The following is a 26,787-nucleotide window of genomic DNA, read 5'->3' on the forward strand; positions in this document are numbered from 1 at the left end:
GGGGTGTCATGGTCCCAGGAGGGGTTGAAGAACGACATTGCGGGTTCCTTTCCGTTTCGGTTCTGTTGTCACAAGGGTGCTATGCGCGTAAAACACGGGGATGTGCGGGCGCATAGCCATAGGTCATGAGTGAACGTCCCATAGCATTCGTCACCGGCGGATCCGGCGGCCTGGGCAAAAGCGGCAACGCGCGCCAACTCGCCGCATTGGCCGGTCGCCAACGCCTGCACACCGTTCTGGTGGACGGCAACCCGGGCCAGCAATCGCAACGCGCCTGGCACCGGTTGGACGCGGACAGGATGCTGGAGAACGCCCAATGGGACGATCTGAAACACGCGATGGTCATGCCCCGGGAACTGGGCCAACCGTATGCGCTGCTGCCCGGTCCCCTTGACCCGCGCGCCCCCGGGCTCATAGGGTTGTACGGGCGTGCGTTGATCGCGTTGAGCCGTGACCCGCACATCGACCTGATCGTCGTGGACGCCGACCGGATGGACCCGGCGCAATGGCGGTCCTCGCACACGTTCGCCGGTGGGGTCATCCGCCCGTTCATGCAGGCGGGCGCCGGGCGCATCCTGTTTCGTATAGGGCAGACGGGCAGCCAGTTGGGGGACGGGTTGAAGACATTGGATGCGGTGGGCATGCCGGAGTTGACGATCACGTGCGCGCAGGCGCCCGGCACCCTGGCCAACCCCCGCCCGGACAAGGATTGGAAACGCATGCTGGACGGGTTGAGCCGGTTCGCGGGCACCGACCAATGGACGGCGCAATCGTTGACCGGGCAGCAACCGGGACGGCCGCAAGGCACGCAATGTCCCGCATGGTTGGCGCGCCAAGCCCGGTTCGTGGGCGTGGACGTGAGTGCGGACACGGACGGCAAGGGGGTGTCATGGTTACGCCGGATCCTCGCGTAGCGGCCGCCGCGTCCCGGTTGGCGTCCCAACGGCGTGCCCAACTGCTCATTGAGCTCAAACACTTGGCCGACACGGGCCATGGGGACCAATGCATCCCTGTATTGGTGGACCGGGCGGCCCATGATCCGGCCGTGTGCGCGTTGCATGTGTGGCTGGTGGACCAGGCGGTGTTCGGCGCGGGCCGTGCCCTGGCCTGCCGGCATATCCAGACCGCGGCACGTTGGACGGGGTGTGTGTTGAAACACAGTCCGGCACGCACCACGGTGGGTTGGTTGTTGGACGACCGCACCCATGGGGCGCGCCTGTTGGCGTGGCTGGCGGCGATCGCCACCGGTTCGGGGTGGAAACCCGAACCCCCTGACCCGTACCATGGTTAGTCCGCCAACAGGCGGGCCGTCATGGTGCCCAGGCGCACCCACACGTCCCACTCGAACACATGGTCGGTTTGCGCGGTGTGTTCCACCAGTTGGCGCAACTGGCGCAACCGTTGCACCCCCGGCCGCCCGGTGGTTTGCGTGGGCCAATACTCGATCGCCAATTGTTCCCACACGCTTCCCGGTTCGTACAGCCTGGGCAGCAAACTGGCGCGTACGCTGGGCAGGGGCGCGCATACCAGTGCGCATGCGGGCAACGGGTCCAACACGTCCAATGACGTGTCCCACATGCCGGCCGCACGCATGCTGTCACGCACCACGCCCGCATCCCCCTTGTGCTGCAACCGGCGCCACCATTTGGGCCCGGGGCCGCCCACGGGGCGGGGCACGCACAACCCGGGGTGTTCGTCGAAGATGCCGCACAAGGGGTGGCCTATGAGCACGTTCTCGCTGTTCGCATCGTCGAAGACGGGATTGTACCCGTCCTCGCTTTCCCATGTGCTGGCCGGCAGGGTGTGCCCGTGCAGGATGCGCCGTGGGTTCGCCTTCGCCATCGCCACCGTCAGGCGGCGCACCCACCCGCACACGCTCGTGTTCAACGTGGGATCCCACAGGTTGTGTGTGTTCCAGTTCGCGGAGTGGGATACGATTTCACGGCCGACGATCTTCTCCGTGATCCGGGGTTTGATGTACTCGATCATGTGTTCCGCCTGACCGGGGTCGGGGAACAAACGCCTGATCTCCCCCTCCACCAAGGGCGTCGCCTCCACCAGTGCGGCCACCTGCATGCGCTGCTGGCTGCCCCATGCGCACGCGTCCGCATCCCAGTGCATGGCCCGCACCTGCGCGTCCAACCGGTCCCGTTGCTGTGACGTCATCATTCCCATACGGACGGCGGATGCGTCACACGCCGTGGCCCCCGTCGAACCATGGGACGGCCACGGTAAGGGCGGGCAGTGCGGTGTTGTCCCGGCCGGTGGTGCGCACGCACATCACATGCTCCCCCAACGCGCGGATCTGACTGGGGTCCACATTCAACGCGGCCGCCATGATCTGCGCGCTCGACGGGGCCAGTTGCGCGTAACAGCCGATGGTGCGCAACCCCAGCAGGCAACTCATCAACCGTTCGCCTATCTGTTCGGGGTATTGGGTGCCCGCGCACAATTCCGCCCCATACGCGCGCCCACGCGACCGCAGCCATTCGACCGCGGCGACATTGCCACCCTCATCGCGGCCGTCGGCGCCGGTGATCTCCGTGAGCTCGTCGACGAACACGCGCACACGCCGCCCCCGCTCCTGCCAACCCATGCACGACTCGCCTATCTGCAACCGCAACCCCTGGAACAGGAGCGCGTTGACCAGACGGCGCGCGTCCTCGCCCATGGCGGCAACGCCGGGGCGGGCGGGGTCGCCGGTGTTGATGGCCAATTGCACCCCATGCGCCAACAACCGTTCCCAGGTGACCGTACGCCGGCTTGGGTCGGTGAGTTGGGGAGCGCCGGCCAACAGGCCCATTTTGTTCATGGGTGCGTTGAGCAATTGGAACAACTGGCCGTCCGACACGGCCGGCCGCCCCGAACGTTCGTTGACGCCGCCATGGAGGCGTTCGACCGTCTCCCTGGCCTCATCATCGTCCAACGCGCACGCCATGGCGCGCGCCAGGGCACGGCCTGCGCGAGCCCCATGGCCGAACAGCAACGTGAACGCGCCATCCACCCATGTGGCGGGCACGGCGACGCCTTGGCTGGCGCACACTTGGGCGAACCGTGGCGAATCCATGGCACGCAACGTCAACGCCACGCTGTCGGTCAACTGCAAGCGGCTTTTGGGGCCGATCTGCTGGTCGCCCAACGCGCCATGCATCAGGTTCGCGAACCGTTGGGCCCGCACCCACGCGTCCCCCTCCCCGAGCAGACTGATCATCGGCGTGCGCGCATCCGCCAGGTCCATGAACCGCATGCGCGGGTTCAACCGGTGCAATATGGGGAAACTGTCCACGCCCTTCGCCTCGAACACCACGACCGAATCATCCGGGTTGCTGTGCGCGCACGCCCATTGCTGCACACCGTGCATGCTGTTCGATTTGCCGCCGCCGGGTTTGCCCAACAACGCGATCCCGTCCCACATGACCGCCGCCGGCATGCGCACCGGCTGCCCGTCGACCGCCACCCCCAACAAGGGCCCGTCCGCGTCCTGCAGTTCGGGCGGGCAGTGCGACAGGGCCGATTGGACGCCACGTTCACGCGCCAAGGGCGCCGCCAACGCCATCAACGTGCCCGGCGGCACCGGGAACGTGGAGCGTTCATACGCATACGCCTTCGCCCGCCGCCCGCGCCGGCGGCCCCCGTCGTCGCCGGCGGAGCGGGATTTGAAATCACTGGTCTCCATGCGCCGGGTGCGCGCATGCGGCCACCACCAATGCCGGGGCCGTTGCCACACGGGCGCGTCCGCCGGCATGCGCACCATGCGCGCCACCGCCGCCACCACCAGGGGTGCGCTCACCGCCAACGGCCACCATGCGCCCCACAGCACGCACGCCAGGGCCGCCAACAGGCACATGATGACACTGGTCATGAGGAGCGCGAACCCGGGACGGGAACGGTGCGCCGCCACACCCGGGGTGACGCCCAACCCCAACGCGGTGCCGGCCCGGCGCGCCTCACGGACCGCGTCCGCGCCACGCGGCATGCCCGCCACCACACGGCACGCGCCCACACCCGTCTCCTGCAACCGGTTCTGATCGGGCGCCATGTTGAACTCATCCGCCAACCAGTTCTTCGCCCGCCGGGTCTCCCACACCCCCTGCCGGCGCACATTGACCGCGACCACACCCCCATCCGCCGGATCGAACCGCGACTCGTGCGCATCCACCCCCGTATCCCGGGCCGTACGCGCCAACGTCGCGGACGCGGGAAACACCGCATGCGCCCACACCAACCGCCGCTCCAACACCTCCGGGGCACCCTCCAGGGGGCAGGCGCGCGCATGGCACGCGTCCGCCACCAACCGCACCACCTGCCCGTCCACCCCATCGGGCAGACACACCCACCGGCGTGTCCGGTCGGCCAACAACACCATCCCATCATCACGGTGCACCAACAGGCGCCACCACGAGTCCCATCCCGGCCGGTCCGCCAAACCCAACGCGGCCGCCGCCTTGCGCGCACGGTTCACATACGCGGCCGCATCCTCCGCCGGCACCCCCGGCAACGCCTCAAGCTCATACCACATACCCCTCTGCTATGCCGCTGACGCATCACCGGCCAACAACCAACCAACCCCTGAAAGGAACCTGCATGAAAGTCCTCGTGGAGGGCGCGGAACTGGCACGCGCCGCACAACACGTCTCCCGGGTCCTGGACAAACTCGACCCCGACCACACCCACATCACCCTGACCGCCGAACACGACACGGTGACCCTGACCGCGAACAGCCGCAGCCAATGGGCCCGCACCCGCCTGGACGCGGACGTGCTCGAACCCGGCACCGTCATCGTCGCCGGCTTCTGGTTCACCGCGCTCGCCGGACAGAACGGCCCGGGCGAAACCGTGATCGAAACCCGCACGGATGCGCGCGGCGAATGGCTGCACACCGTCAACGGACGCACCCGCGCCCGTATGCGCCTGATGCCCGGCGCGGCCGAAAACGAATGGCCAGACATGCAAGGCATGGAACTGGCATTGCCCGACGGGACGCTGCCACGCCTGATCAACGCCGTCACCCACTGCGCGTCCCGCAACCAGTCACGCCCCCTGCTCACCGGCGTGCACATCCACGGCGACGGCGACCATGTGGTGTTCGAGGCGACGGACCGGTACCGGGCGGCCCGCGCCCAAGTGGACGCCCCCGGCTTCACCGGCAGCGTGGTCGTACCAGCCGAATGGCTCAAACGCGTCGGACGGGACGCCACCAGCCTGCACATCGGCTCCCATCTCGTCATGGCCTCCAACCGTGTGGACGAGGACATGACGGTCGTCTTGGACGGCCAATACCCCGACATCGCCCGCATCATCCCCGACACGGAGGACGAGTACCCGCTGGTGGTGCACGCCGGCCGTGACGAACTGCTGGCCGCGGTCAAATACCTGCGCGCCCTGGACATGGACAACCGAGACACCCTGCCCGTGGACATGACGGTCACCAACGGCGAGGTCGTATGCACCCAAGCCGCCAGCGCGGACAGTGTGGGACAGGTCACGTTGGACGGCACCAGCGTGGACGGCGCAATGGACGGGATGCTGCGCCTCAACGCGCAATTCCTCGCCGACATCACCGCCTCATGGCCCCACGGGACGGTCGACCTGCGGGTGCGGGACGCGCTCAAACCCGTCCTGTTCGCCCAAGGCGACAACGACAACGACGAAGACGATGGGGCGCGTTTGCAGTGGCGCCAAGTGCTGGTGCCCATCCGCCAATAACCCCCGCCATGGATCTTGAGGGTCGGCCGCCACCTGTTGGCGGCCGACCCTTTTGTGTTCACATTTCGGCGCTCGCGTTGCCGTCCGGTGTGGACGGTTGCGCCGGTTGCGCCGGTTGCGCGGGTTGTGTGGGTTGGGTTGGTTGTGCGGGCGTGTACTGGGGTGTGTACTGCGGCGTGTACTGGGGTGTGGCGGGCGCCGTGTACTGCGGGCCCGTCTCCTGCGTTTGCGTTTGCGCCTCGGCCTGACGGGCCTCCTCCTGCCGGCGTCGCTCCTCCTGGGCTTTCTGTTTCGCCTCCGCCTCCTTTTTCTTGCGTTCCTCCTCCTGTTTTTCCTCTCCGCCTCCTGTTTGGCACGATTGGCGGCGTCCTCCTGTTGCGCCTTGGCGCGCAACCCACGCAACGTGTCCTGACGGGACTGCAACGCGTCCAACGTGCCCACCGGCAACCCCTCATACGCTTTGAGTGCCGACAACGTATCCTTGCCGGCCAACGGCCAATCCTTGACGGCCCGCGCGGCTTGCGTGCGCATCGCCTCCCATTGGGTTGCGATCTGCTCACTGATGCGCTTGTCCAGACTGTTGGTGCGGGACCGCAATCGGCTGGTGTGCGCCTCCGTGTCCGCCGGACAGGTGCGTTCGGGACTGCTGCCCGCGTTCAACCGCAACCGTTTCGCCCGCGCCACGCTCGCATCCCATTGCGCCAACTGCTGCGCGTATTGCGCGCACTGGGCCTCACGGCGCCGCCCATCCCCCGCGGTTTGGTGCGCGTGCAGCGCGAACACCAGGGCCGCCACCATGAGGATCGCCACGAACACGGCTGCGGCGATGATCAACGGCCGGTATGACCGGGCGCGGCCACCCCCATCATCATCGTCCGCGCAAGCGGCCACATCCACCGCATCGGCACCGGCAACCCCCGTATCCCCTATAGGGTCCGTGGATTCCCCATTATCCTCGTCATCGTCCCAGTCAAGGTCCAGGCTGACGCCACGCGAACCGATCTGCGCGATCCAATCATCATCATCCGCCGCTTTGTCAGGCAAGGGCATGCCCCCGTCCGTGGCCGGCTCACACGGGTGCTCTGGCATGGCGGAGACTGGTGCGGCGGCCACACCGTCCGTGGTGGTTGTTGGGGGCTCGTCCCATGGGGTGGCGTCGGGACCGGCGATGTCATCATCCGCCAACCCATCCCCCGTATGGCGCCCGTATCATCCACAAGTCCACCGTCCGCACCCCAATCCCACTGATCCGCGTCCTGCCCATCCGGCGTAACTGGCGTGGGGTGTGTATCAGCCCCGGCCTCGTCGGCTTGTTCCCCAGTGGCCTGCACGTCCTGCGGGGGCATGCCGGAATCCTGTTCGTCTTGCACTGGGGTGTCCCACAACGCATCCCAATCCTCATCATCCACCGCGGTCCCGCCGTCGCCCATGTCAGGGACCTGCACGGGCCCATCCCGGTCCACCGGCTGTGCCGGCACCGGCGCCTCACTCGGTTCGGGTTGTCCCGCCGGGGCCATGGCCGGTTCCGGATCGGTCCACAGGCTCTCCCAATCATCCCCATCCGGATTGGACGGTTCAACCGGCCCGGTGGCATGGCCATCGCCGCCCGGTGCTCCCATGGATGCGGCCTCGGGTGCGGTATGCCCCTCGCCCGCATTGCCCGCCGGGCGCACCTCACCTTTTGGCATGACGGGTGCGGCCGGTGTGGGTTCACTGGACACCGGGGGTGTGGCCGCGGACTCGAACTTCGGTTTGAATGGCATGCCACACCCCTATGCGACCACACCCAACCGAAAACAATACCCACTGAAAACACCTCGACACCACGGGAATTACCCGACTCCCCTCCCCACGCCCGGTCCGCCGGCCGTGTTCACGCCTGCACCGGCCACAGGGGACTCTTCACTGACGCAGTGATGTCGGTGAAGACTCCTCAACCCTACTGCCGATTGGGGTTGGGGGCTCCGAAAACATGTTTCTTCACCGACGCAGCGTGGTTCTAAAGGAACCCCCAAATCGGCTCCCCTATAGAAAGACCTTAAAAGTCGGTGCGTCACCGAAGAAACTTCATAAACCCCAATCAGCAGTAGGCTTAGGAGCCTTCACCGACATTCGAAAGTCGGTGAAGAAAGTTGGGTGTCTTCACCGACATCACCCGCGCGGTCGGTGAAGAAACCTGCATGTCGGTGAAGAAACATGGAATGTCACTGCGTCGCCGACCACACCGGAAAACAAAAAGAAACATATTGCGCATCGCATTGTTTTCGGCGTGGCTACGGAAATAAACCATCCTCCCCCGCTTTGGGGCGGTTGGGGTGGCCGGGGTGGTGGTCCTTGTGACGCATAGGGGGTACCGCAAGACGCGACACCGTAGGATGCGGGGAGGATGAGCACATGTGCACCTACCAAGAGGAACAGGACATGCAACGCTGGAGGTTCCGCGTACGCCCCGGCATGCCACGCAACGTGCAGAAGATCTACAACGAAATGAGCATCGTCGACTACGACGCCGGCGAATGGACCTTCATCGACGACCACAACGACCCGGTGCGCGTACCCACCCGCAACGACGGCAAACCCTACTTCGCCATCGGCTACGCGCGCGCCCTATGGGACTTGCGCAACCGCAACCTCGCCTTGGAACTGCAACCGGACGATGCCGGCACCGTCCTGTTCCGCCGTGACATCGACACCGAAACGGACGAGAACGGACAGGTGCGCCGGTTGCACACATGGCACGCGATCTCCGCCATCGCGGACGAGTACCGGGTGCCACGGGCGGAACGCAACAACGAGTGGGAGAACCTGTTCATCCAGGAATGCCGGCGGCTGAAAACACGCGACGGGCACCCATGGCGCGTCGTGCACGGCATCCGTTTCGACGACCGCGCCTACTGGCGTGAGGACGACGGCAAAGGCCACCAGCACCTGCATGAGATCCTCGACCCGGACGACCCGTTGATGCAAATGCCCTTCGAACTCAACCTCGAACACGCATGGGATGACCATCTCGCCGACGTGGGCGCACGCATCATCGACGATCTGACCGCGGACGCGAACAGCCGGCACAACATGATGCTGCTGCCCGCCAGCCCGTTCCTGCAACCCTACAAGCATCTGACGTTCGTCCTGGCCGGTGACGGCGGCAACGGCAAAGGCCTGTTTTTCAGCGCGTTCACGAAACACAACCGGCAGACCCAACGCCTGTCCGCCACCATCGACACGGAGAAACTCGTCGGCGGCGGCCGCCTGTCGGGCACATCGGTCGAACAGGAACCGGTCAAACTCGTGGGCAAACTGTGGGCGTTCGATGAGGACGCCAGCGGATTGGACACCCACCAGACGGACCGGTTGAAACGCCTGTCCACCGGCGACACGATCTCGGGGCGTGTGCTGGGCTCGGACGTGATCAGCTTCAACCCGCGTGCCGTGTTGTGCATCGCCACGAACCTTGATTTCGTGACGAACATGGACGCGAGCATGAAACGCCGCTTCGCGTTCATCCGCATGAAGGACAACCGCAGCGCCGACAGTCCCGAAATGGTGTACCTGCGTACGTTCGTCGCCACGGTGGGCGCCTGGGGGTTCATCATGGCGTCCTGCCGCTATTGGCAGCAGCATCCGGCCGGCAAGGCGTTGACCGTGCAGATCGGCCGGCCTGAGAACCTGTCGGAGGCGGAGGAATGGATCGTGGCGGAACTGGTGGAGCGTGGTTTCGCGGACAACACCAGCAACCCGTTCCGCCCCTCCAGCCATGCGACGCATGACATTTGCCAGAAGCTGGGGTTGAAGACGGCGAGGCGCCGCAACAAGAGCGTGCTCATGGTCAACATGGACGATGAGGAGGCGCGCGCCAGGTTCCAACCGTACGCCGCGTATGTGCGTGACAAGATCGAACAGGACGGGCATGCGGTGCCCCCGGACGCGTTGCGCCGCCAACCGGACAAGCGCAACCCGGACGAGTATGGCTTCGTATGTGATTACACGCCGGCGGGCGCCGACAAGGTCGCGCGCAACTGGCAGAAGCTCGCGTTGGACCCGGGTGTGGACACCAGTAGGGTGCCGCAGGGTGTCAATGCGTGGGCGGCGGTCCCTGCCGAGGGGTATGCGGTGTTGGATTTCGACGTGCCGGACGATCCGGGCGCGCAAACCGGGTGGGCTGTGTTGAGCGATGAGGTCGGCGCGTACGGGTCGATGGCGTTCCCCGCCACGTTCGTGACCCGCACCCCCGGCATGGGCGCGCATGCGTATTACCGGTTGCCCAAGGGTGTGGTGTTGCGCAACACGGCGCACCCGAAGACGGACCGGTTCCCCGATGGGTTGCCCATTGATGTGCGCACGGCCCGCAAGGGGTATGTCATCGCCCCCGGCAGCACCATCCGCAAAGGCCAGTATCTGATCGCGGATGCGCATGAGGTCGTGGAGATGAGCGCGGAAATGGTCGCCTGGCTGGATGAGCACGGGTATGTGGAGCATCCCGAAGCGGACGCGGAAACCGATGTGATGGTGGACTCTGATGGCGTCATCGCCGGTCCCGCGAACACCCCGGCCCCGGCGGGGCGTCGTGGTGGTGTGGATCCGTTGGGTGGCTTCTACCGTTCACCCCAAACGCAGCCGCGCCCGGAGGGTGGCAACCGTGGGGAGACGATGCGGTTGAATGTGCCGGCGCAATCCAAGGGCGCCACGCATGACGCGATCCGGGATTGGTCGTATGGGCTGATCCATCACGCCGCGGAGGAGCGGTTCAGCCAACCGGAGGTGGATGCGTTGGTGGAACGGATCAAACGCGGTGTGCGTGTTGGCCATGACCGGCATGACACGGCGTTGGTGTTGGCCGGCGCGTTGAAACAGGCGGGGTTGAGCACCCGCGTGCCGTTGGAGTGAACAGGTTGAGGGAGGTTGGCAATGGTGCAGGGTGAACCGATCGACCCGGTGGTGTGGGACGTGTGGTGTGCCGTCGTGGAGTACGAGACGGGGGCGCGCCACGGGTTCACGGCCCGTGTCGCCCGGTTGGATGCGTGGGGTGTGGTGGAGGCCAACGCCCGTTCGTTGCAGTTGGCGTTGGCGGTCTACCGGTGGCTGTTGGCCCGGTTCGCGATGACCGCACCCGACCGTGTCGCCGGGTGGCGCCAGCGCGTGCTGGAGTGCGAGGGCGCGCTACGGTTCCAAACCATGGACGCGTGAACCGTGCGGGTTCAACCCCCGCCCGGTTTCCGGTCAGGTGTTCAGGAACAGTGCGCGCCCCATGTCCGACAGCGAGTAGCGGATGGGTTTGGAACCATGCGTTTGCAGCAATCCGGCATCCGTCAGCGCGTCGAGCGCGTTCACGGTCTTGCGTTCGCCTATGTCCAACGCCTCCCGAAGGAGCTTGCGGGTCACGGGCACGCGCATCCCGTCGAACAGCTCCTCCTGGATCAGGAAGAACAGGATGCCCGCTTGCAGTCCGGGCATCCCCTCTTGTTGGCGGTATGACGTCAACGCGGTTTCCGCTGCCGACAACAGGGCTTGTTTCTCCGTCAATTGCGCGATGATGGCCTCCTGCGCTTCGGACACAAACCGGACCATGCGTTGGCAGAACATGGTCACGTCCGAGCAGTTCAACGGATGCTGGGCGTCATCGAATGCCTTGTAATACTGTGTCTTGTGGTCGGCGATGATGGTGCTGACGCTGAGCGCCGTCGGTGCGGATAGGTGCTTGCTTAGTTGCAGTGCGAACAGGAACCGTCCCGTCCTGCCGTTGCCGTCGTAGAACGGGTGGATGTGCTCGAAGGCATAATGGCACATGGCGGCCCTGAGCAATGGCGGGATGTCCCGGTCTCGCATCAAGGCCAGCCATTGCGTCAACTGCACTTGGATGGTGGATTCGGGCCAGGCCCCATCATGCAGTTTGCGTCCGGTGCTCTCATCCCAGACCGCGATGGTGTCCTTGCGGAACAGTTGCCCGTCGGGGGTGTCCTTGTCCTCCAGTTCCCCGTCCATGACCTGATCGTATATGCGGCGGATGCCCTCAAGGGTGGAAGGCAGTTCCAACCGTTCGGGACCGGGGTCGGACAGGCCGAGGAACAGCTTGGCGAATTCACTCCAACGTGTATGCCCGCCATTGGTGCTGGCGGCCTGCAACGCCTCGCTGATCTCCTTGCGTGTGGTATGCACACCTTCGATGGTGTTCGTGCTTTGCACTTCGGTGCCGATGAGGTCCATGAGGTATGCGTGGCACGCGATGGGCGGCAGGCTGCGCCACAGCGACTCCACCTGATTTTCCAAGTCGCGTACCTTATCCATATCGCGGCCGAGTTGCGCGGACAATATAGCGAACATTTCGTATCCGTCCAGCACAAGCCCTGAACGGTATGTGGACCAGCCGTTGATCCGTGTATCGTATTCCTGTTGCGCGGCTTGTTTTGGGGGAATGGTCGCGGAGCCCATGGCAACGGTTTGCCGGATGGTCTTGTACCCCATGCAACAACTCCTCATAACGTGAAAACGTGCATATACGGATGAACAAGACTACAGCTATACCTACAAAAAGTCAAAACAGCATGATAGCAAGCATGGGATACGGGTGTATGGCGTCAGGTATGCCGAATTGTGCTGATGATTCGCTTCTGCAGTGGCGTCAATGCACGGTACATGGAGTGTGGGCGGGCGGCAAACGCCCGCAATCGGCGCCGCACCCATGCCTTCGGATTCACGGAACGCACGGGGGCGGCGGCAACCACGGGCGCATATGCAATAAACCGGGTGCGCCCGTGGTTGCCCAACCCATATGTGGGAGGGGAACGGGGCGCACCCGGCTTATTGCATGAATAGCGGGGTGGTTCAGACCGTGCCGACGCCCATCGCGGCGAACGCGTCGCCCATGGTGTCCGCGCCACCAGCGTCGACCGTCGGGGCGGGCATGTTGAAGCCCTTGAGCGGGTCACGGTCCTCCATCGTGAACAGCGGGGTGCCGTCCCCCGTCTTCACCACGGCGTTCACCACCGCCTTGATGCCCATGTTGCCATTGACCACATACGGGGAGAACCAGATGTTGGCACGCACCCAGCAACCCGCGTACAGCTGCTGCATCGTCAACGGGCGTCCGGTGTTGAAATCCACCAGCAGGCTGCGTTCCGCACCCGTCTCCGGATCCTGCGCATGCGCCAGATCCTTCGACGTGGTCAACCGGATGAAATAGCGGCCGGCGAACTCCGGGTACACATCCTTGCGCAGTTCGCCATTGTGCTCACCACGGGTGAACCGGTCCGTGTCACCGTCCTTCAACGGCAGCTGTAGGGTCTTGACGAACGCGGGATTGTTCGGATCCTTGCCGGCGAACGGCACGAACTTCGCCTTCGTCTTCGGGTCATACCCGCACTCCTCGGTGCAGCCCTGCTTGATGGCGGCCATGACGGCCTGCTGGATCGCACGGTAATCCGCGGACGTTTCCACGGTCCTGTCCACACCATCCACGGTTTCCGTCCCCGGCTTCTTATCGATCAGCAGCGTGAGCTCGTACTTGTCGTTCATGCTGGGTTTGAACAGGTGGACGAACGTGGCGATGGCCGGTTCGGGAAGAATCAGATCAGACATGGCATGTTCCTTACTGTGTGCCGTACCCAACACCCAGCCCACTGCCGGGGTGGAGGCAACCCGTACTATGCGTCCCGACCGGGCACACGGACCGTTTCCGGCATGAACTGCTCGCACATCGTCACCCGCCGGCCCTGCACGAACGCCGACTCCAACGTGCGCCCGTCGAAAATGGCGACATACCCCTCCGCGTACGGGATCCTGTCACCGGGGCAGAACGCGCCGATGCTGCGCGCCAACGACACCGCTCCCGCCGCATCCCCCCGGGACGCCAACAGGTCAATCCGGTTCTTCGCCTCCCATCCGGCCGTCTCCCACGCCGGCGCGCCGGATACACGCCGGACGCGGGTTGGCTGGAGGGGGTGGGCGGCATGGGTGGGCGGCCCACATCCCTCATGGGGTTCGCATCGAACTGTCCACCCGCCCCATTGGGCGCCCCTTTCGGTTTACGCATGACCGGCATGACCATCACCCTTTCACGATTCCATATGACTGTTGTGGTGTACGCACCCCACCTATGCGCCGACACCCACCCCATCATCGGGGCCATGCGCCATATCCGCCAAACCATCCGGGATCATCGCCGCCCGTTCGCCGCGCGGCCAATACGACTCACGCGCCCGCACCAACAACCAAGTCGACAGGCGGCTGGGTACCCGGTCGCTTTTGCGCCTGTTGTGCTTGGCACACAACCACACCAGGTTGCGCCGGCTGGTGGCGCCCCCACGGCTCCACGGGTAATGATGGTCCATCTGCTCACCCATGCGCGGACAACGGATCAGACCGCACATGCGGTGCTCGCACTGGTTGCCGGTGCATTGTGTGATGAACTCCCGGTCCGCGTCCGAGAACAGGCGGCGTGGATCCCTGTCGAACGGGTTGTCCGGTTTGCGCATGGGCCAACACACCATTATGGCCACCAGTGCAACCACCAGTGCGGCCATCAGGGCCGTCCACAGCCAACCGGCCGGGACATGCGGCATACGCCAAACGGGCCAGTGCCACCCCGACAACGGGTTGAGGCTGATGTCGGCCGCAAACTCCGGACTGTCCGTTTCCGCCAACAACCGGTCATGCACACGGATGCACACACCGCCCACATACCCCATGGTCCCCATGCCGCCGGAACCGGCCACGGCCCACAGAACATGGCGCGCCCACCGGTGCGCGCCCATAAGCCTGCGCGCCAACCGGATAGGATGCCACATGGGTCAACACCACCCGAACACGGCGCACACCACCGCAACAGGCATGATGAGCCAGAACACGGCACCTATCCACAACCCCCACTTGTCCCGTGATGATTGCGACAGGAACCGGTCACGCTCCCGGTTGCGTTGCTCCCTATCCATACCTTATCCACACCTCCCAAGGTCCGGCCGTCACATACACCCATCCCCTATGCGCGCATAGACGCGCCCCATGAGCGCTTACACCACTTTGGCCATGGAAACCCTCCCCCTGCTGCGATGGGGCGACGTGGCGGGCAGTCTGGAGAACCGCACCGATGACGTCATCGACCAGATCACCGGCCTGTTCGGCTCCATCCCCGTAAGCGTCGAAGGGGTGATGCTGAGCTTGGGCAACGGATTGTGGACCGCGGGCGCGAAACTCCTGGGCATGTCCAACGGCAGCGAACAAACCATCGCGGACGCGATGGGACCGGTAAGCAACAGGGTCGTCAAAACCATATACGACACGTTGACGGGCACGATGATGATCCCCGCGCTGATCGTCGCCGCCACCATCTGCACCACCATCTTCATGGTATTCAAAGGCCAAGGCGCCCGCGTCCTCATGCAACGCTTCACCGCCCTGATCGTAGGGTTCGCGTTCGTCATCGGCATCGGCGCGCAATGCAGCCAACACCCCGACATCCCCGCCACCGGCACACCATGGTGGACATACCAGTTCGCCGACCAGCTCGTCGGCAAAACCGGCAATCAGCTCACCGGAGCGTTGGACGCGAGCATGAAATCCACCGGCGCGTTCCTCGCGTCCACCTCCACCACCAACAAACTCTCCTGCCGGCGCTACCTGGCGCGGTTGGGCGCGGAGGCATCCATGGGCCAGGATGATGTGATCCTGCGCAGCATGAACACGATGTGGGAGGAAACGGGGTTGCGCATGTGGGCGCGTGCCCAATACGGCGCCGGGGAGAACGGCACGGAGGTGTTCTGCCGTGTGCTGGAGTACCGGGCGGGCGCCAACCCGCTGGACCAGGCGGACCGGACGAACGCGGCCGCCATGGCCACCCCACCCGGCCAAGGCGACAATGTGGAACAACGGCTCCGGGCCCTCAACGGGTCCAACTCGCCGGTGAAGGCCAGCGGGTATGCGATGGCGTTCAACCCGGACCTGCTGATCATCGACGAGGAGGGGCCCACCGGGTCGGACAGTGACATCAAACCCGCCGCGTCGGCGAAAATGCTCGACCGGATGGTCACCATGTGGGACGTGTGCACCTGGAGGGACGGTGAGGGCGACAACGGGTACGTGTCCCGTGGCGGCTGGCAATGGGTCGACGCCGTCACAGGCCCCAACCGAGGCCTTGGCAACAACAACAAACTGTCGAACTATTGCCGGGTGGCGATCAGTGGCGAGGGCACGTTGGACGGCGGCAACACCAAGGATTGGCGCGTATGGGTGGTCGAGGACAGCACCAAAGGCGAAGAACTGCAACACCAGTTGAAGGACACGGCACTGGATGCCGCACGGGCTGCGCTGTCGGGCGCGGGGTTCTCCACCTCCGAACAACAGGAGATCATGGCCACGATCCAAGCGGGCAAACCAATGAGCGCGATCATGTCCATCGTCACCAATTTCAGCCTGCTCACCAACCCGTGGAAAATGATCGACGGCGCCAAAGGGGTGCGTCAAGCGTACGAGGAGTACCACAGGCTGCTTGGAGAAATCGCGCAGACCGTCAAGGACGGGTCGGGTGATGAGCAGGTGCAGGCCAACCGCACCCGCATCGGCAATCTGAACAACCCCAATGACGGTGCGTTGCGTGCGGTGGTCAAGAAGTTCGATCTGTCGAACTCGAACACCGCATGGCAGTGGGCGGCCCGCACGCACACGGACGCCGGCCAGTTGGAGAACACCATCAAGGCCATCGCCACCGTCAACCAACAGCACGGCAGCGCGCAATGGTCCGATGTGGGCGGCGGGTTCATCTTCGCCCTGAGCGGTCTGGTGAACATGCTCATCTGGGGCGTGGGCTTCGGCCTGCTTCGCCTGTTGGCGGTCGCGTTGGCGTGCCTGTGCGCCACCGGGTTGTGGTTCGCGTTGATCGTGTGGGCGGTAAGCCCCGACCGGGGGCGCAAAACCCTGTCGAAGACGGTGACCAGCATGCTGGGCATGATCGCACCCCCACCGTGTTGGGCTTGTACATGGCGGTCGCGTGCATCCTGATGAACACGATCATGATGGCGTTGGGCATCGTCGACCGCAACGGCAACACGGCGGCGACGGTCATGGTGATGGGTGTGTGCAGCCTGGTGCTGCCGTTGGCGAGCGTGTTTGGGTTGCGGTGGTTGTGCATCCGGGTGCTGCATGTGGGCGACCCGTTGAGTTTCGGCGCGCTTGGCGTCATCGGGGCCACCGTGGGCCAGGGGTGCGCAAGGCGGGCCGTATGGCGATGGCCGCCGGTGGCGCCCTGGCCGCCGGCGCCACCGGCGGTGCGGTCGCGATGGCCGCGATGAACGGCGCCCGGGCCGGGTCCGTGTCGGATGCGTTGCAGCACGGCTACCGGCAAGGCCAGCATGGACAGCATGGCCAGCACGGTGCAGGCAAGGGCACCGGGAGCGGCCGGCATGCGGCCCAATCGAACCAACAGTCGGAAGCGGACCGGGCGGTCGGCTCCCCCAATGGACCCGACGGGAATGCTTCCGGTGTGGTGGACAATGCGTTCGAACGCCAATTGGAACGGGAGCAGGGTGATCATCTGGACAGCATCAAGAACAACCTGATGGTCGAACACCCCGATTGGGACGAAGAGCGGATCGACCGGGAGGCGCGTGACCGGTTGACGGCGGACTCGGGCAACATGACGCAGCTTGCCGCCAACAAAACCGCCCGGAACATCGTCACCCGTAAAATGGAGCACGAGGAACTGGTCAAGGTGCGTGCCGAACACCCCCAGGCAAGCGAGGAGGAAGTGGCCGCCCTGGTCAAACAAGGCATGGCCGGCCGTCAAACGGAACGCGACAGGCAGATCAGTGAGGTGAAGCAACGGTTGCTGGCCGGACATCGGCAACGTGAACAGGTGCGTGTGCAGGCGGAACATGAACGTGAGTTGATGCGAACGGCGACGGGCCGGTTGCAATTGGCCCGTGAACTGCACACGGACGGGGATGGTGGCGTGCACCGTACGCGGGCGGCCATGGCGTTCGCCCGCGGTGAGGCCCACCGTTTCACCGAACAGCATCCCGTCCTGTCCCGTGCGGCCGGTGTCGCGGGTGTGGGCGCGTTGATGTTCACCCCATTGGCCACACCCGTCGCATTGGCCGTCGCCGGCCGGGGTATGGCCAAGGGCGCGCAGCACGCAGGCCAGGCCATCCAGAACACGGAAATGCGGGTGCGGGACGCAGCCGGGCGCGCCAAAGGGTTCATGTCCCTGTTGGCATCCCCAACAGGCCCCACGCCGGTTGCGGCGCCACACATGCTGCCGGTGGAACAGCAGGCGCGCATGCGCATGGGCGCTCCCGCCACCCCCATGGGTCAACAAACCGGACCGGGTGATGTGCGACCGGTGCCGGTGGCGCAAACGGCACCGCGCCCGCCCATCAAACCCGTGGCGTCCCCGCCTGCGCCACCCCAACCCGTGTCCGTGCCCGTGGGCACACCAACCGGGCACGGCGCATAGAACATGGCCGGCAAGGAATCTTAGGAAAGGATGATGGGGTATGGACGTGTTGGACAACACCAGCGCACTATGGTGCACGAACCCCGTGCCATTGCACGACGGCATGGAGGACCTGTACCACACCTGGTTCGCCGGGCATACCGGGCAACCAGACGGGCAGACGGTCAGCGTCCAACCATGGTCGCCCATGCCGTGCCCCACACCATGGGCGAACACCATGGACACGGTCACCAACATGTATTTGGGGTTGCCGATGATCTGGCTGCCCCAAGAGGTGTGGGCGCGCTACGGCACGGAAACCAACGCCGCATGGCACATGCGCATGATGCTCACCCTCACCATCCTCAACCAGGTGAACGTCACGGACCATGGGCAACTCACCTACCGGTTGATGGACACGATCCCCACCAACCCGGACCGTTTGGCGGCCATGGCCCTGTCCGCCGCCACTGGCGAGGGCAGTGAGGACGCCGACCAGTGCCGCCAAACAGCGGCCGCATGGGTGGACGTGGCATGGCCGGACGGCTACCCGTTGGCGATGTTGTGCGCCTTGGCGCGTGACCTGGTGCCCGTATGCGAGTACGGCAGCGCCGTCCTGTCCGCCTACACGGCGGTCGCGTACGCGACGGTTGGTGCGGACGGGCAACGGTACGCGGTGCGTATGCTGCGCACGCTCCGGGACGTGTACCCGCAGGTGTTCACCCCGGACGCGTTGACGCCGCAAGCGGTGACCGGCTGGTACCAGACCCACCGGCAGCAGGCGGTGGACATGATGAATGTGTTGGCGGACCTCAACCTCGAACACCGTGACATGGCGACCACCGTCGCCAACCTGTTGGCCTAGGCGTTTGGTTGGGGTGTGTCCCCCATCAGCTCCTTGAGCACATTGCCCACGTCGGCTTGCGCATGGTTCGTGCCCACATCAATGGTCACGGGGATGTCCTTGATGGTGAACGGTATTGGCGCGAACGTGGCGCGCACCATCGGCGAGGTGTTTCTTCTCCCGTATGGCCGGCGTACAGGCGTACACCGGCGGTTATGCGCTGGGGTGGCCAACGGTGGCGGCCCCGGCGTGTGTTCCCAGTGTACTGGGTGTGTGCCAGGTGTGGCGCACAGGGGTGTGGCGTGTGGGCGCATAGACATGCGGCGTCCCATACAGCGTGCGTGAAAGGATACGCAGATGACAAGCAGGAAATGGCAATTGGCGGCCGGGCTTACCGGACTGGCGCTGTTCGCGTCGATCGGTGTGGGTGTGGCGCCCGCCATGGCGGCGGACATCCCCGCCGGCACCGACCAGTTGACGATCACCGCCGGTCAGGGGTCCACGTTGGCGGGCAAGAACCTGACCGTGTACCGCATCGCCGAATACCCGGATGTGGTGATGAACGGCAACGATCTGGCGAGCCTGTCCGCCCGTTCGGTGAGCAACGCGACCGAACAGTGGGTGAAAGCCGCATTGGACGCGCAGCATGTGACCGTCAAAGCCGGTGACAACGCGGCAAGCACCCTGCTGCGTGTCACTGATGACACGAACACGGTGCGCCAACTGGCGGCCCGGTTGGCCACGAGCGTGGACGGCAAGGATTTGCAGAAGAAGACCGTGCCGGCATCCACCACGGAAAGCGTGACAATGCAGTTGCCGGCAGGATATTACCTGGTCACGGACGCGGATGGTGTGCCGATCCTCATCTCCTCGACGGTGCGGGGCAAGAACAGTTTGAACAAGAAGCCGATCGGACGGACCACCATCAAGTCCAACGGCATCAAACCGGAGAAGAAGGTGAAGAACCTCGCCGGCCAATGGGTCGATGAGGCGTCCGCCACGAACTCGGAGACCCGCGAGTACCGTGTGCGGTTCACCGTGCCGAACGCCGCCGCCGTGCAGACCGTCACCATCGGGGACGTGATGGAGAACATGGAGTATGTGGCGGGCACGTTCCACGCGACCGTGGATGGTGCGGATGTGACCGGCCAGTTCAACACGCCAACGAAAACCAGCAACGGGTTCACCGCCACATCCAAGAACACGTTCGTCGCCGCCCATGAGGGCAAGCAGGTGACCGTCACCTACAGCACCCAGATGACCACGTTGGACAAGTCCAAGCCGGCCGTCAACAAGGTGGGTGTCACCCCCGGTTGGAAGGACGGTGTGTTCCTGGAGGGCCAGCCGAAACCCACGGTGCCGACGGTCACGACGACGCTCAACACGTACGATTTCGGGTTGCGCAAGGTGTCCGCAGGCAACACCAGCAAGACGGTCGCCGGCGCCGGGTTCAAGATCCAAAACCAGTCCGCGTTGCATCAGAACAAGTGGATGAACTGGAACGCGGGCACGAAGCAATGGTCGTACGTGGATGCGGAAAACGCGGCCACGGAGTTGAGGACCGGCGCGAACGGCGTGATCGATTTCCGCAGCCTGGGTGCGGGCACGTACCTGGTCAAGGAGACCACCGTGCCGGATGGGTATTTCACGCATATCAAACCGTCGTTCAGGGTGACGATCACGGAGGACGGCAAGGTCACTGCCGTGGGTGTCGATCAGGCGGGCCTGGTCACCGGTGTGAACAATGCGGATGGCAAGGCTGGCACGCCCATGGTGACGGTGCAGAACGTGGATAACGTGTCGCAGTTGCCGAAGACGGGTTCGTCCACGTTGGCGGTCCTGTTGTTCGCCGGCATGGCGATCGTGTTGGCCGCGGGCGCGGCGGGCATCTCCGCATACATGCTCAAGAGCCGTGCCTGACCGGCCGGCAACCTGTTGGAAAGGACTGATTGTGAACACCAGTACTCCTTCAAGGCTGCCCCGTTGTGTGGCCGCCATGCTCGCCTTCATCATCGCCGTTCCTGTGGCGTTGATGGGTGTGGGTGTGGCGGCCGCCACCCCATTCGTCCCCATGGGGCATACATCGGAGGGGTTGCCTATCTATGATCTGCAGGAGACGTTGGCTCGTCCTGAGTATTCCAATGTGCAGATCGATACCACCAATGTCACCAAAGAGAACGTCATCAATGTGAATGGGTTCGAGGTGGATACCTCGGGAACATACACTGGGTGGATCCGTTGGCGGCCAACGAAGAAAAACGCATCGCTACGCGTCACCAATATCGGCACTTACCGCACTTCTGATGGGAAAACACACCGGTTGCAGGGTGATTTCATGGTTAACGACTACCAGAAGGCCGTTTTCAGCATCGATGGCCCTGCGCAGGGTCGAATGCGCATGGCACCTGGTTCGGCGCGGGTGGCGATTATAAATACCCCGGCACTGTGGCCAAGTACATGGACTATACGTTGAGGCTTCTGGATGAAAACGGCAATCCCATGCCGGAAGACATCAAGGGATTGGCGGGTTTTCAGGATTTGGACGGCGAACCGAATAACGGGCCGAAGGAAGGGGTGCAGTTACTCGGCGGGTTCGACGGAGCTTACATACGCCGTGACACCCATTTGGCACAGTATGGGTTCAATGGTTGGAATGGTGGCATGGACCCCAATAACAACCTGTTCGATGATCATGCCCAGAAGCATTATCTTGGTGTGACTTTCGCTGGCAATACCTTGAAACTGAGGTATGACACCGTTGGTGGCCGCCAAGCGTCCGTCCAGCCGATCAAAGCGTTGGTGGCATATGAGCTGAAGTACGATCCGAACGCCCCGGACACGAACAACGGTGTGCCGGCGATGAATGGGGATGGCATACCCACGCAAGGCGTGAAGAACGGTTGCCTTGCCTATTACGTGGGTGGTGACACCATCAATCTGGCGACCGGGGCCAAGGATGGCGATTGTTGGGATTCGTCCCAGTTGACCCGTCCCGGGTACACGTTCAAGGGCTGGTCCCCGGACCGGAACGCCTCTGCGCCGCAGGCGCAGATCACGATGCCGCATGAGAACACGACCGTGTATGCGATCTGGGTGAAGAATGTGCGGTTCACGTATGATGCGGACAAGCCCGCTGAATACACGGGCAGCATGCCGGGTGTGCCGGATGCGCGTGAGTTCTCCCCCGGTGCAACCGTGCCCAACACCTCCCCATGGAAGACGGGGGCCACCAACATCATCCGTGGATGGCGGTTCGATGGGTGGAGGACCGGCCGGGATGACACGTCCGCGGTGTATGGGTTCGACACGACCCCCATCACCCAGGACACCACCGTGTACGGTTCGTGGACGCCCCTGACCATCAACCTGCATTACGACGCGAACGGTGGCGAGGGTTCGCACCCGTCGCAGAACACGCGGTGGGATACGACGGTCACCATCCCGGACGATGTGAACGGTTCGTTCCACCGCGACGGGTTCACGTTGACCGGGTGGAACACGCAGGCGGACGGCAAGGGCACCGCGTACCAGCCGGGCAAGGGTGTGCCGATGGTCGACCATGACGTCACCTTGTACGCCCAGTGGGCGCCGCTGGCCACGACGATGCCGGAGACCGGTTCGGCCACGCTCGCGTGGCTGATTGGCGGCGGCGCATTGGTGCTGTTGATCGCGGTCGGTGCCGGTGTGTGGGTGTGGCGTATCCGCCGCAAGGCATAACCCCTGACCGGCAACACCTCTGGTGGCCGTGTGTGTGCGCCCCATGCCCGATTGCGGTGTGGGGCGCACCCTTGTATGGGATGGGTGTGACGTATAGGGCGGAGTCATGGACAAGCAGGATGAATGGGAATGGATCGTCACCGGGCATGATCCGGCCCGCGGGCGGTGTACACGGGCCGGTGAACGGCGGGCCCGTGCGCACCGGCGCCGCCTGGTGCGGGTGTTGACCGTGGTGATGGTGGTGTGCGCCCTGTTGGGTGTGTTCGTGTTCGCGTGGATCATGGTGGAACGCCATGAGGCCGGTGTGGAGCAGGCGCGGGCGGCCGCCATGGCCGTGCAGACCGACCCGGCACGGGACCTGTCCGGTCAAGGGGACAAGTACAACCGGGCGTTGGCGTCGAAACCGCAGGTGATCGGGGAAACCCTGTCGCAAGATGGGGTGTCGGGTGATTTCTCGTTCGCCTCCGACAAGGCGTATTGGGGTGCGGTGGATTATGGCGACGGGGTCATGGGCCAGTTGCTGATCCCCCGCATCCATGTGGACATGCCCATCAGGCATGGGGCTGACGCGTCCGCGTTGGACCGTGGCGTGGGCCATTTGCATGGCACCAGCCTGCCCGTGGGCGGCCAAGGCACGCATGCGGTGTTGACGGGGCATACCGGGGAGGCGGACAAGGCGTTGTTCAGCCGGTTGGACGAACTGGAACACGGGGATGTGTTCACGATCCGCACCGGCACCCGCACCCTGTCCTACCGTGTGGCGGACATCCGCACCGTACTGCCCCAGGACACGAAAGCATTGCGGATAGAACCGGGACGGGATCTGGTGACGTTGGTGACGTGCACGCCGATTTTCATCAACTCGCACCGGTTGCTCGTCACCGGTGAACGCATCCCGGACGGTGAGATGGCCGCCATGCGCGCGCACGCCCCTACTGTGGCCAGCGGTGTGGACCCGGCGCGGACGGCCCGGTTGGTGGCTTTGGGTGTGGGTGTGGCGGGCTTGCCGGTGGCCGTATGCTTGTCGGCGCACCGGCATACGGGCCGGGTGGCGCACCGGAGGCGCTGACCCCGCAGCCAAAAGGACGCATGGGACCGGCAAGCATCGTTCACCATTGTTTTGGCATGGAAGCTCGGGGTTTTAACCCCGAGAGGAAACGCCATGTGCCTCCGCGCCTTCTTTAACAATATTACGCGCGTAGTGATATAATGTATCGCATGTCTCAAAAGGTCGCGATCGAACGAGTGCAGGTACGGGGCGCCATCCCATACCTCGGCACAAACACGACCGAAGACGGGCAACAAGTACCGTTGTATTCCTCCAACCCTGATATCGTGATGCGCTGGCTGTGCGACGGGTGGCGCTGCCGGTACAACCAACTGCGTTCCCGCCGGCAAAAATGGGACAAGACCAGACAAGCGCTTATCCCGTTGGGTGACGAGCCGGACATGCGCGCCGACAAGCAAGCGAGAGCAGAATGCTCATGGCTCGCCGCGATTCCCGCGATGATCCTGCAATCCCCGAACCGTATCGAGAACACCGACTGGTGGAGCGCGAACAAACGCAGGAAGACCCTGCGCAAGCAACACCGGAACCCGGGCATGATGCCACGGTTCAAAAGCCGCCGTGACGATCTGTATTTCGTATGCTGGCACAACAGGGGCATGAACGCGAACTGGCGCCAGTTCAACAAGCACCACGGGGAAATCATCATCACCGGGCAGAACCCCAAGCCGGTCAACCTCGCAGGGCAACCTTGCCGGTACCGTATCCACATCCGTGTGCGCGTCAGCCAACCGATCCGCGACTACACGAGCATCGGCGTGAACTGGACGAGGAAAACCGTCGTCTTCATCAACGAACCATTGCCGATCGCACGGGAACGCACGAACCGCATGGTCGGGCTCGACCGTGGTGTGGCGCACACGCTCGCCACGTCCGACGGTGGGTTCATCGACCTGCCGAAAGCCCGTTTGGCCCGAATCGACCGGGAGATTCGCCGCCGTCAGAAGGCGCAGGCGCGCAGAGTGAAACTCTCCGGCGAACCCGTGAACGAATACAGACGGCATGCGAGCCGCGCATACCGGCGCACGCAAGCGCAAATCGCCGGCTTGTATGCGAAAGCGCATCGCATCATCGACGACTGGCAGCACAAGACCACGACCGCGCTCGTACGGGCGTACGACCTCATCGCCATCGAAAACCTCAACCTGCAAGGCATGACCCGACGCGCGAACATCAAACCCGACCCGAATCATGCCGGACGGTTCCTGCCGAACGGTCAAGCGGCGAAACGCGGACTGAACCACAGTCTACGCGCGGCCGCGCTTGGCGGCATCGCAAGCAAACTCGAATACAAGACGCAGGCCGCCGCCCATAGTCGGCTGATCCTCGTCAACCCGGCGTACACATCCCGAACATGCAGCAAGTGCGGGCATTGCGCGAAGGAAAACCGTGAGAGCCAAGCGGTGTTCCAGTGCCAACAATGCCACACACGCATGAACGCCGACGTGAACGCCGCCATCAACATCCTCAACCGGGGTGTTGACCATGTTCTCGGCTTGGACGAAGCCGAGCGTGCCATAACGACACAAGACGCCCGAACCGTGCAACACGGCGAAAGCGCGATCGTGGCACGCGGAACCTCAACCCGGCCTTAAACCGGATTGGAATCTCGGGGTTTCAACCCCGAGAGGACGTCAAAGGGAAAAGGAGGGTTGCCATGATACCGGATGTGGATGTGCGGGCGTTGGACGATACGGCATTATGGGAGCGCATCGCCCGGTGCGCGCGCAGCCAGGGCATGTGGGCGCCAGATGGCGGCCGTCAGCAACGGTGAACGCGGCCCCGCCTACCGGCATGCGTTGGTGCAATGGAAGGAGGCCAGGGGGCGTATTTGGAGGCGATGGGCGAGTATGATTGCCGGACCCTCATGCACCGCTACGAGCATCTGTCCCCCAGCGAACTGGATGCGCAACTGGTGGCTTGGGACCGGCGGGCCGCCCGGTTGGCCGGACACATGCGCACCATGGAGACGGGCGGGCGGGCATGGCGGCGTGTGCGCACGCAATGGCAGTGGGCGTGCTTGCATGGTGAGGCGATCCGGAGCCTCCACCCATAATCCGCCATCAGATCGCAAACCACCCCATGTGCTTTCCCGCGGTCGGCAAAGTACATGGGGTGGTTGTTTGGGAACTGTCCGCTGCGCATGGTGTGCGGGTCAGGGTTTGTATGGGTGGCAGTGCCACAACACGATTTCACGTTGGTTGGGCAGAAACGGTTCGGGGTTGCCCGGCAGGATGAACTCATGGTCGGGTTGGCCATGCCGGTCCCTCCACTTGTCCCACCGGCGTTGGTTGACCTCGCCCGCACGGGAGCGTTTGCGGGAGAACAACACCACCGCCACCAGCGCGCCCACGGGGATCAGGCAATAGACGAGCCAATTGCCGGCGAACACCAACCTGAGTGCGGACGCCACGAGCGCACCCATGGCGGCGCCACCCAACAGGAGGAACAGGTTCGTGGAGGTGATCCACACGCGGCCGCCCACATGCAGCTCGTCGACCTGTTTGACCCGTTCGCCCGACACGCGCGTCAGATCATACAACACGGTTTCCTCCCCGGTGTGCTTACAGGTGGAAGATGGCGGCGATGATGTTGAGGAGCACCTGCACGAGCGTCATCACCAATGAGGTCAAAAACGGCAGGATCTGGGCGGGCAGGATGAAGATCAGGCCGGTGAGCATGCCGGCGATGCACCAGATGACCTTGCCGTTGCCCGCGTTCATGCTTTGGCCCACAGGGGTTTGCGGCCAGAACTTGCGGATGACGAGCAAGGCGATGGTGATGATCAGGAACACGGCGCCGATGATGATCAGCAGTGTCTTCAACGTGGCGTTCTGTTCGATGTAGCCGCATGCCTGTTCGATGGCCTGCCGGCTGGGTTGGACGATTTGCGGGCGCGGCCAAGGTGACCTGTCTCATGGTGTTCGCCTTTCCTCAACACCACCCGTCCGTGACGTGGTGGTGTGCTTGTGTTCACATCCCCCGTCTATGCGCGCATAGACGCGGCATGGCTTGGTGGAGGAACACAAGGATGAT

The 26,787-nt window shown here is 64.2% G+C and carries 25 protein-coding genes; 14 read left to right on the forward strand and 11 right to left on the reverse strand.

Going from position 1 to position 26,787, the window contains the following annotated elements; all coding sequences use genetic code 11:
* The first annotated feature begins 125 nt into the window (after positions 1 to 125).
* Together GSD1FS_RS08455 and GSD1FS_RS08460 are read left to right on the forward strand one after the other, a co-directional pair.
* Complete coding sequence (locus GSD1FS_RS08455) at positions 126 to 914, forward strand: hypothetical protein (RefSeq protein WP_155589204.1); 789 nt, start codon at positions 126 to 128, stop codon at positions 912 to 914.
* Positions 915 to 1,150: 236 nt separating this feature from the next.
* Positions 1,151 to 1,291, forward strand: coding sequence for a hypothetical protein (locus GSD1FS_RS08460; protein WP_196425073.1), 141 nt, complete (start codon positions 1,151 to 1,153; stop codon positions 1,289 to 1,291).
* Here the strand turns inward: GSD1FS_RS08460 and GSD1FS_RS08465 are convergent.
* The 3 genes from GSD1FS_RS08465 to GSD1FS_RS08475 form a co-directional block, all read right to left on the reverse strand.
* Positions 1,288 to 2,175 (reverse strand): hypothetical protein, encoded by an 888-nt coding sequence (locus GSD1FS_RS08465; protein WP_155589206.1) that lies wholly within the window; start codon positions 2,173 to 2,175, stop codon positions 1,288 to 1,290. The two genes, GSD1FS_RS08460 and GSD1FS_RS08465, sit on opposite strands and share 4 nt — an antisense overlap.
* 16 nt (positions 2,176 to 2,191) lie before the next feature.
* A complete protein-coding gene (locus GSD1FS_RS08470) occupies positions 2,192 to 3,466 on the reverse strand; it encodes a hypothetical protein (RefSeq protein WP_155589207.1) in 1,275 nt (424 codons plus the stop codon).
* Positions 3,467 to 3,662: 196 nt separating this feature from the next.
* Positions 3,663 to 3,845 (reverse strand): hypothetical protein, encoded by a 183-nt coding sequence (locus tag GSD1FS_RS08475; RefSeq protein WP_155589208.1) that lies wholly within the window; start codon positions 3,843 to 3,845, stop codon positions 3,663 to 3,665.
* 739 nt (positions 3,846 to 4,584) lie between these two features.
* Here GSD1FS_RS08475 and GSD1FS_RS08480 point away from each other — a divergent pair.
* The 3 genes from GSD1FS_RS08480 to GSD1FS_RS08490 all read left to right on the forward strand — a co-directional run bounded on the left by GSD1FS_RS08480 (position 4,585) and on the right by GSD1FS_RS08490 (position 10,890).
* The gene (locus GSD1FS_RS08480) at positions 4,585 to 5,706 is read left to right on the forward strand and encodes a DNA polymerase III subunit beta (RefSeq protein ID WP_165361871.1); all 1,122 of its coding nucleotides are present in this window, start codon (positions 4,585 to 4,587) and stop codon (positions 5,704 to 5,706) included.
* 2,394 nt (positions 5,707 to 8,100) lie between these two features.
* Entirely contained in the window at positions 8,101 to 10,590 is a 2,490-nt protein-coding gene (locus tag GSD1FS_RS08485) for a bifunctional DNA primase/polymerase (protein ID WP_155589209.1), read from the forward strand.
* Between the two features lie 21 nt (positions 10,591 to 10,611).
* Positions 10,612 to 10,890 (forward strand): hypothetical protein, encoded by a 279-nt coding sequence (locus GSD1FS_RS08490; RefSeq protein ID WP_033515397.1) that lies wholly within the window; start codon positions 10,612 to 10,614, stop codon positions 10,888 to 10,890.
* A 33-nt stretch (positions 10,891 to 10,923) separates the two neighbouring features.
* Here the strand turns inward: GSD1FS_RS08490 and GSD1FS_RS08495 are convergent, their stop codons facing one another.
* From GSD1FS_RS08495 to GSD1FS_RS08515, 5 genes are all read right to left on the reverse strand, one after another.
* A complete protein-coding gene (locus GSD1FS_RS08495) occupies positions 10,924 to 12,024 on the reverse strand; it encodes a Fic family protein (RefSeq protein WP_246166172.1) in 1,101 nt (366 codons plus the stop codon).
* A gap of 501 nt (positions 12,025 to 12,525) precedes the next feature.
* On the reverse strand, positions 12,526 to 13,278 hold the full coding sequence (locus GSD1FS_RS08500) for an ssDNA-binding protein (RefSeq protein WP_155589211.1): 753 nt from the start codon (positions 13,276 to 13,278) through the stop codon (positions 12,526 to 12,528).
* 65 nt (positions 13,279 to 13,343) lie between these two features.
* Complete coding sequence (locus GSD1FS_RS08505; RefSeq protein WP_155589212.1) at positions 13,344 to 13,553, reverse strand: hypothetical protein; 210 nt, start codon at positions 13,551 to 13,553, stop codon at positions 13,344 to 13,346.
* Between the two features lie 240 nt (positions 13,554 to 13,793).
* Entirely contained in the window at positions 13,794 to 14,189 is a 396-nt protein-coding gene (locus GSD1FS_RS08510; RefSeq protein ID WP_196425074.1) for an HNH endonuclease, read from the reverse strand.
* Between the two features lie 300 nt (positions 14,190 to 14,489).
* Positions 14,490 to 14,630: a hypothetical protein gene (locus tag GSD1FS_RS08515; RefSeq protein ID WP_155589213.1), complete on the reverse strand. Its 141-nt coding sequence runs from the start codon at positions 14,628 to 14,630 to the stop codon at positions 14,490 to 14,492.
* Between the two features lie 70 nt (positions 14,631 to 14,700).
* Between GSD1FS_RS08515 and GSD1FS_RS08520 the strand changes: the two genes are divergently transcribed.
* From GSD1FS_RS08520 to GSD1FS_RS08535, 4 genes are read left to right on the forward strand one after another with little or no spacing between them, the layout of a single operon-like run.
* The gene (locus GSD1FS_RS08520; RefSeq protein ID WP_155589214.1) at positions 14,701 to 16,692 is read left to right on the forward strand and encodes a hypothetical protein; all 1,992 of its coding nucleotides are present in this window, start codon (positions 14,701 to 14,703) and stop codon (positions 16,690 to 16,692) included.
* A complete protein-coding gene (locus GSD1FS_RS08525; RefSeq protein WP_155589215.1) occupies positions 16,671 to 16,982 on the forward strand; it encodes a hypothetical protein in 312 nt (103 codons plus the stop codon). Before GSD1FS_RS08520 ends, GSD1FS_RS08525 begins: the two co-directional genes overlap by 22 nt.
* Positions 16,913 to 18,145, forward strand: a complete 1,233-nt coding sequence (locus GSD1FS_RS08530) for a hypothetical protein (RefSeq protein WP_155589216.1) — start codon at positions 16,913 to 16,915, stop codon at positions 18,143 to 18,145. Before GSD1FS_RS08525 ends, GSD1FS_RS08530 begins: the two co-directional genes overlap by 70 nt.
* A gap of 40 nt (positions 18,146 to 18,185) precedes the next feature.
* Positions 18,186 to 18,989, forward strand: a complete 804-nt coding sequence (locus GSD1FS_RS08535) for a hypothetical protein (protein WP_155589217.1) — start codon at positions 18,186 to 18,188, stop codon at positions 18,987 to 18,989.
* Here GSD1FS_RS08535 and GSD1FS_RS08540 read toward each other — a convergent pair.
* Entirely contained in the window at positions 18,986 to 19,129 is a 144-nt protein-coding gene (locus GSD1FS_RS08540) for a hypothetical protein (protein WP_155589218.1), read from the reverse strand. The genes GSD1FS_RS08535 and GSD1FS_RS08540 overlap by 4 nt on opposite strands.
* 196 nt (positions 19,130 to 19,325) lie before the next feature.
* On the opposite strand from GSD1FS_RS08540, the gene GSD1FS_RS08545 reads away from it, so the two are divergent.
* The 5 genes from GSD1FS_RS08545 to GSD1FS_RS08565 all read left to right on the forward strand — a co-directional run bounded on the left by GSD1FS_RS08545 (position 19,326) and on the right by GSD1FS_RS08565 (position 25,346).
* The gene (locus GSD1FS_RS08545; RefSeq protein ID WP_155589219.1) at positions 19,326 to 20,888 is read left to right on the forward strand and encodes a SpaA isopeptide-forming pilin-related protein; all 1,563 of its coding nucleotides are present in this window, start codon (positions 19,326 to 19,328) and stop codon (positions 20,886 to 20,888) included.
* Between the two features lie 31 nt (positions 20,889 to 20,919).
* Positions 20,920 to 21,441 (forward strand): hypothetical protein, encoded by a 522-nt coding sequence (locus GSD1FS_RS08550; protein WP_155589220.1) that lies wholly within the window; start codon positions 20,920 to 20,922, stop codon positions 21,439 to 21,441.
* Complete coding sequence (locus GSD1FS_RS08555; protein WP_155589221.1) at positions 21,414 to 22,685, forward strand: InlB B-repeat-containing protein; 1,272 nt, start codon at positions 21,414 to 21,416, stop codon at positions 22,683 to 22,685. The genes GSD1FS_RS08550 and GSD1FS_RS08555 overlap by 28 nt, the downstream gene beginning before the upstream one ends.
* A gap of 106 nt (positions 22,686 to 22,791) precedes the next feature.
* Positions 22,792 to 23,754 (forward strand): class C sortase, encoded by a 963-nt coding sequence (locus GSD1FS_RS08560; RefSeq protein ID WP_155589222.1) that lies wholly within the window; start codon positions 22,792 to 22,794, stop codon positions 23,752 to 23,754.
* Positions 23,755 to 23,903: 149 nt separating this feature from the next.
* Positions 23,904 to 25,346: an RNA-guided endonuclease InsQ/TnpB family protein gene (locus GSD1FS_RS08565; RefSeq protein ID WP_155589223.1), complete on the forward strand. Its 1,443-nt coding sequence runs from the start codon at positions 23,904 to 23,906 to the stop codon at positions 25,344 to 25,346.
* Positions 25,347 to 25,906: 560 nt separating this feature from the next.
* Here the strand turns inward: GSD1FS_RS08565 and GSD1FS_RS08570 are convergent.
* Positions 25,907 to 26,296 (reverse strand): hypothetical protein, encoded by a 390-nt coding sequence (locus GSD1FS_RS08570; protein ID WP_054320822.1) that lies wholly within the window; start codon positions 26,294 to 26,296, stop codon positions 25,907 to 25,909.
* A 19-nt stretch (positions 26,297 to 26,315) separates the two neighbouring features.
* Complete coding sequence (locus GSD1FS_RS08575) at positions 26,316 to 26,576, reverse strand: hypothetical protein (RefSeq protein WP_155589224.1); 261 nt, start codon at positions 26,574 to 26,576, stop codon at positions 26,316 to 26,318.
* Between the last annotated feature and the right edge of the window lie 211 nt (positions 26,577 to 26,787).

The organism is Bifidobacterium canis (assembly GCF_009727065.1).
Taxonomy (GTDB): Bacteria; Actinomycetota; Actinomycetes; order Actinomycetales; family Bifidobacteriaceae; genus Bifidobacterium; species Bifidobacterium canis.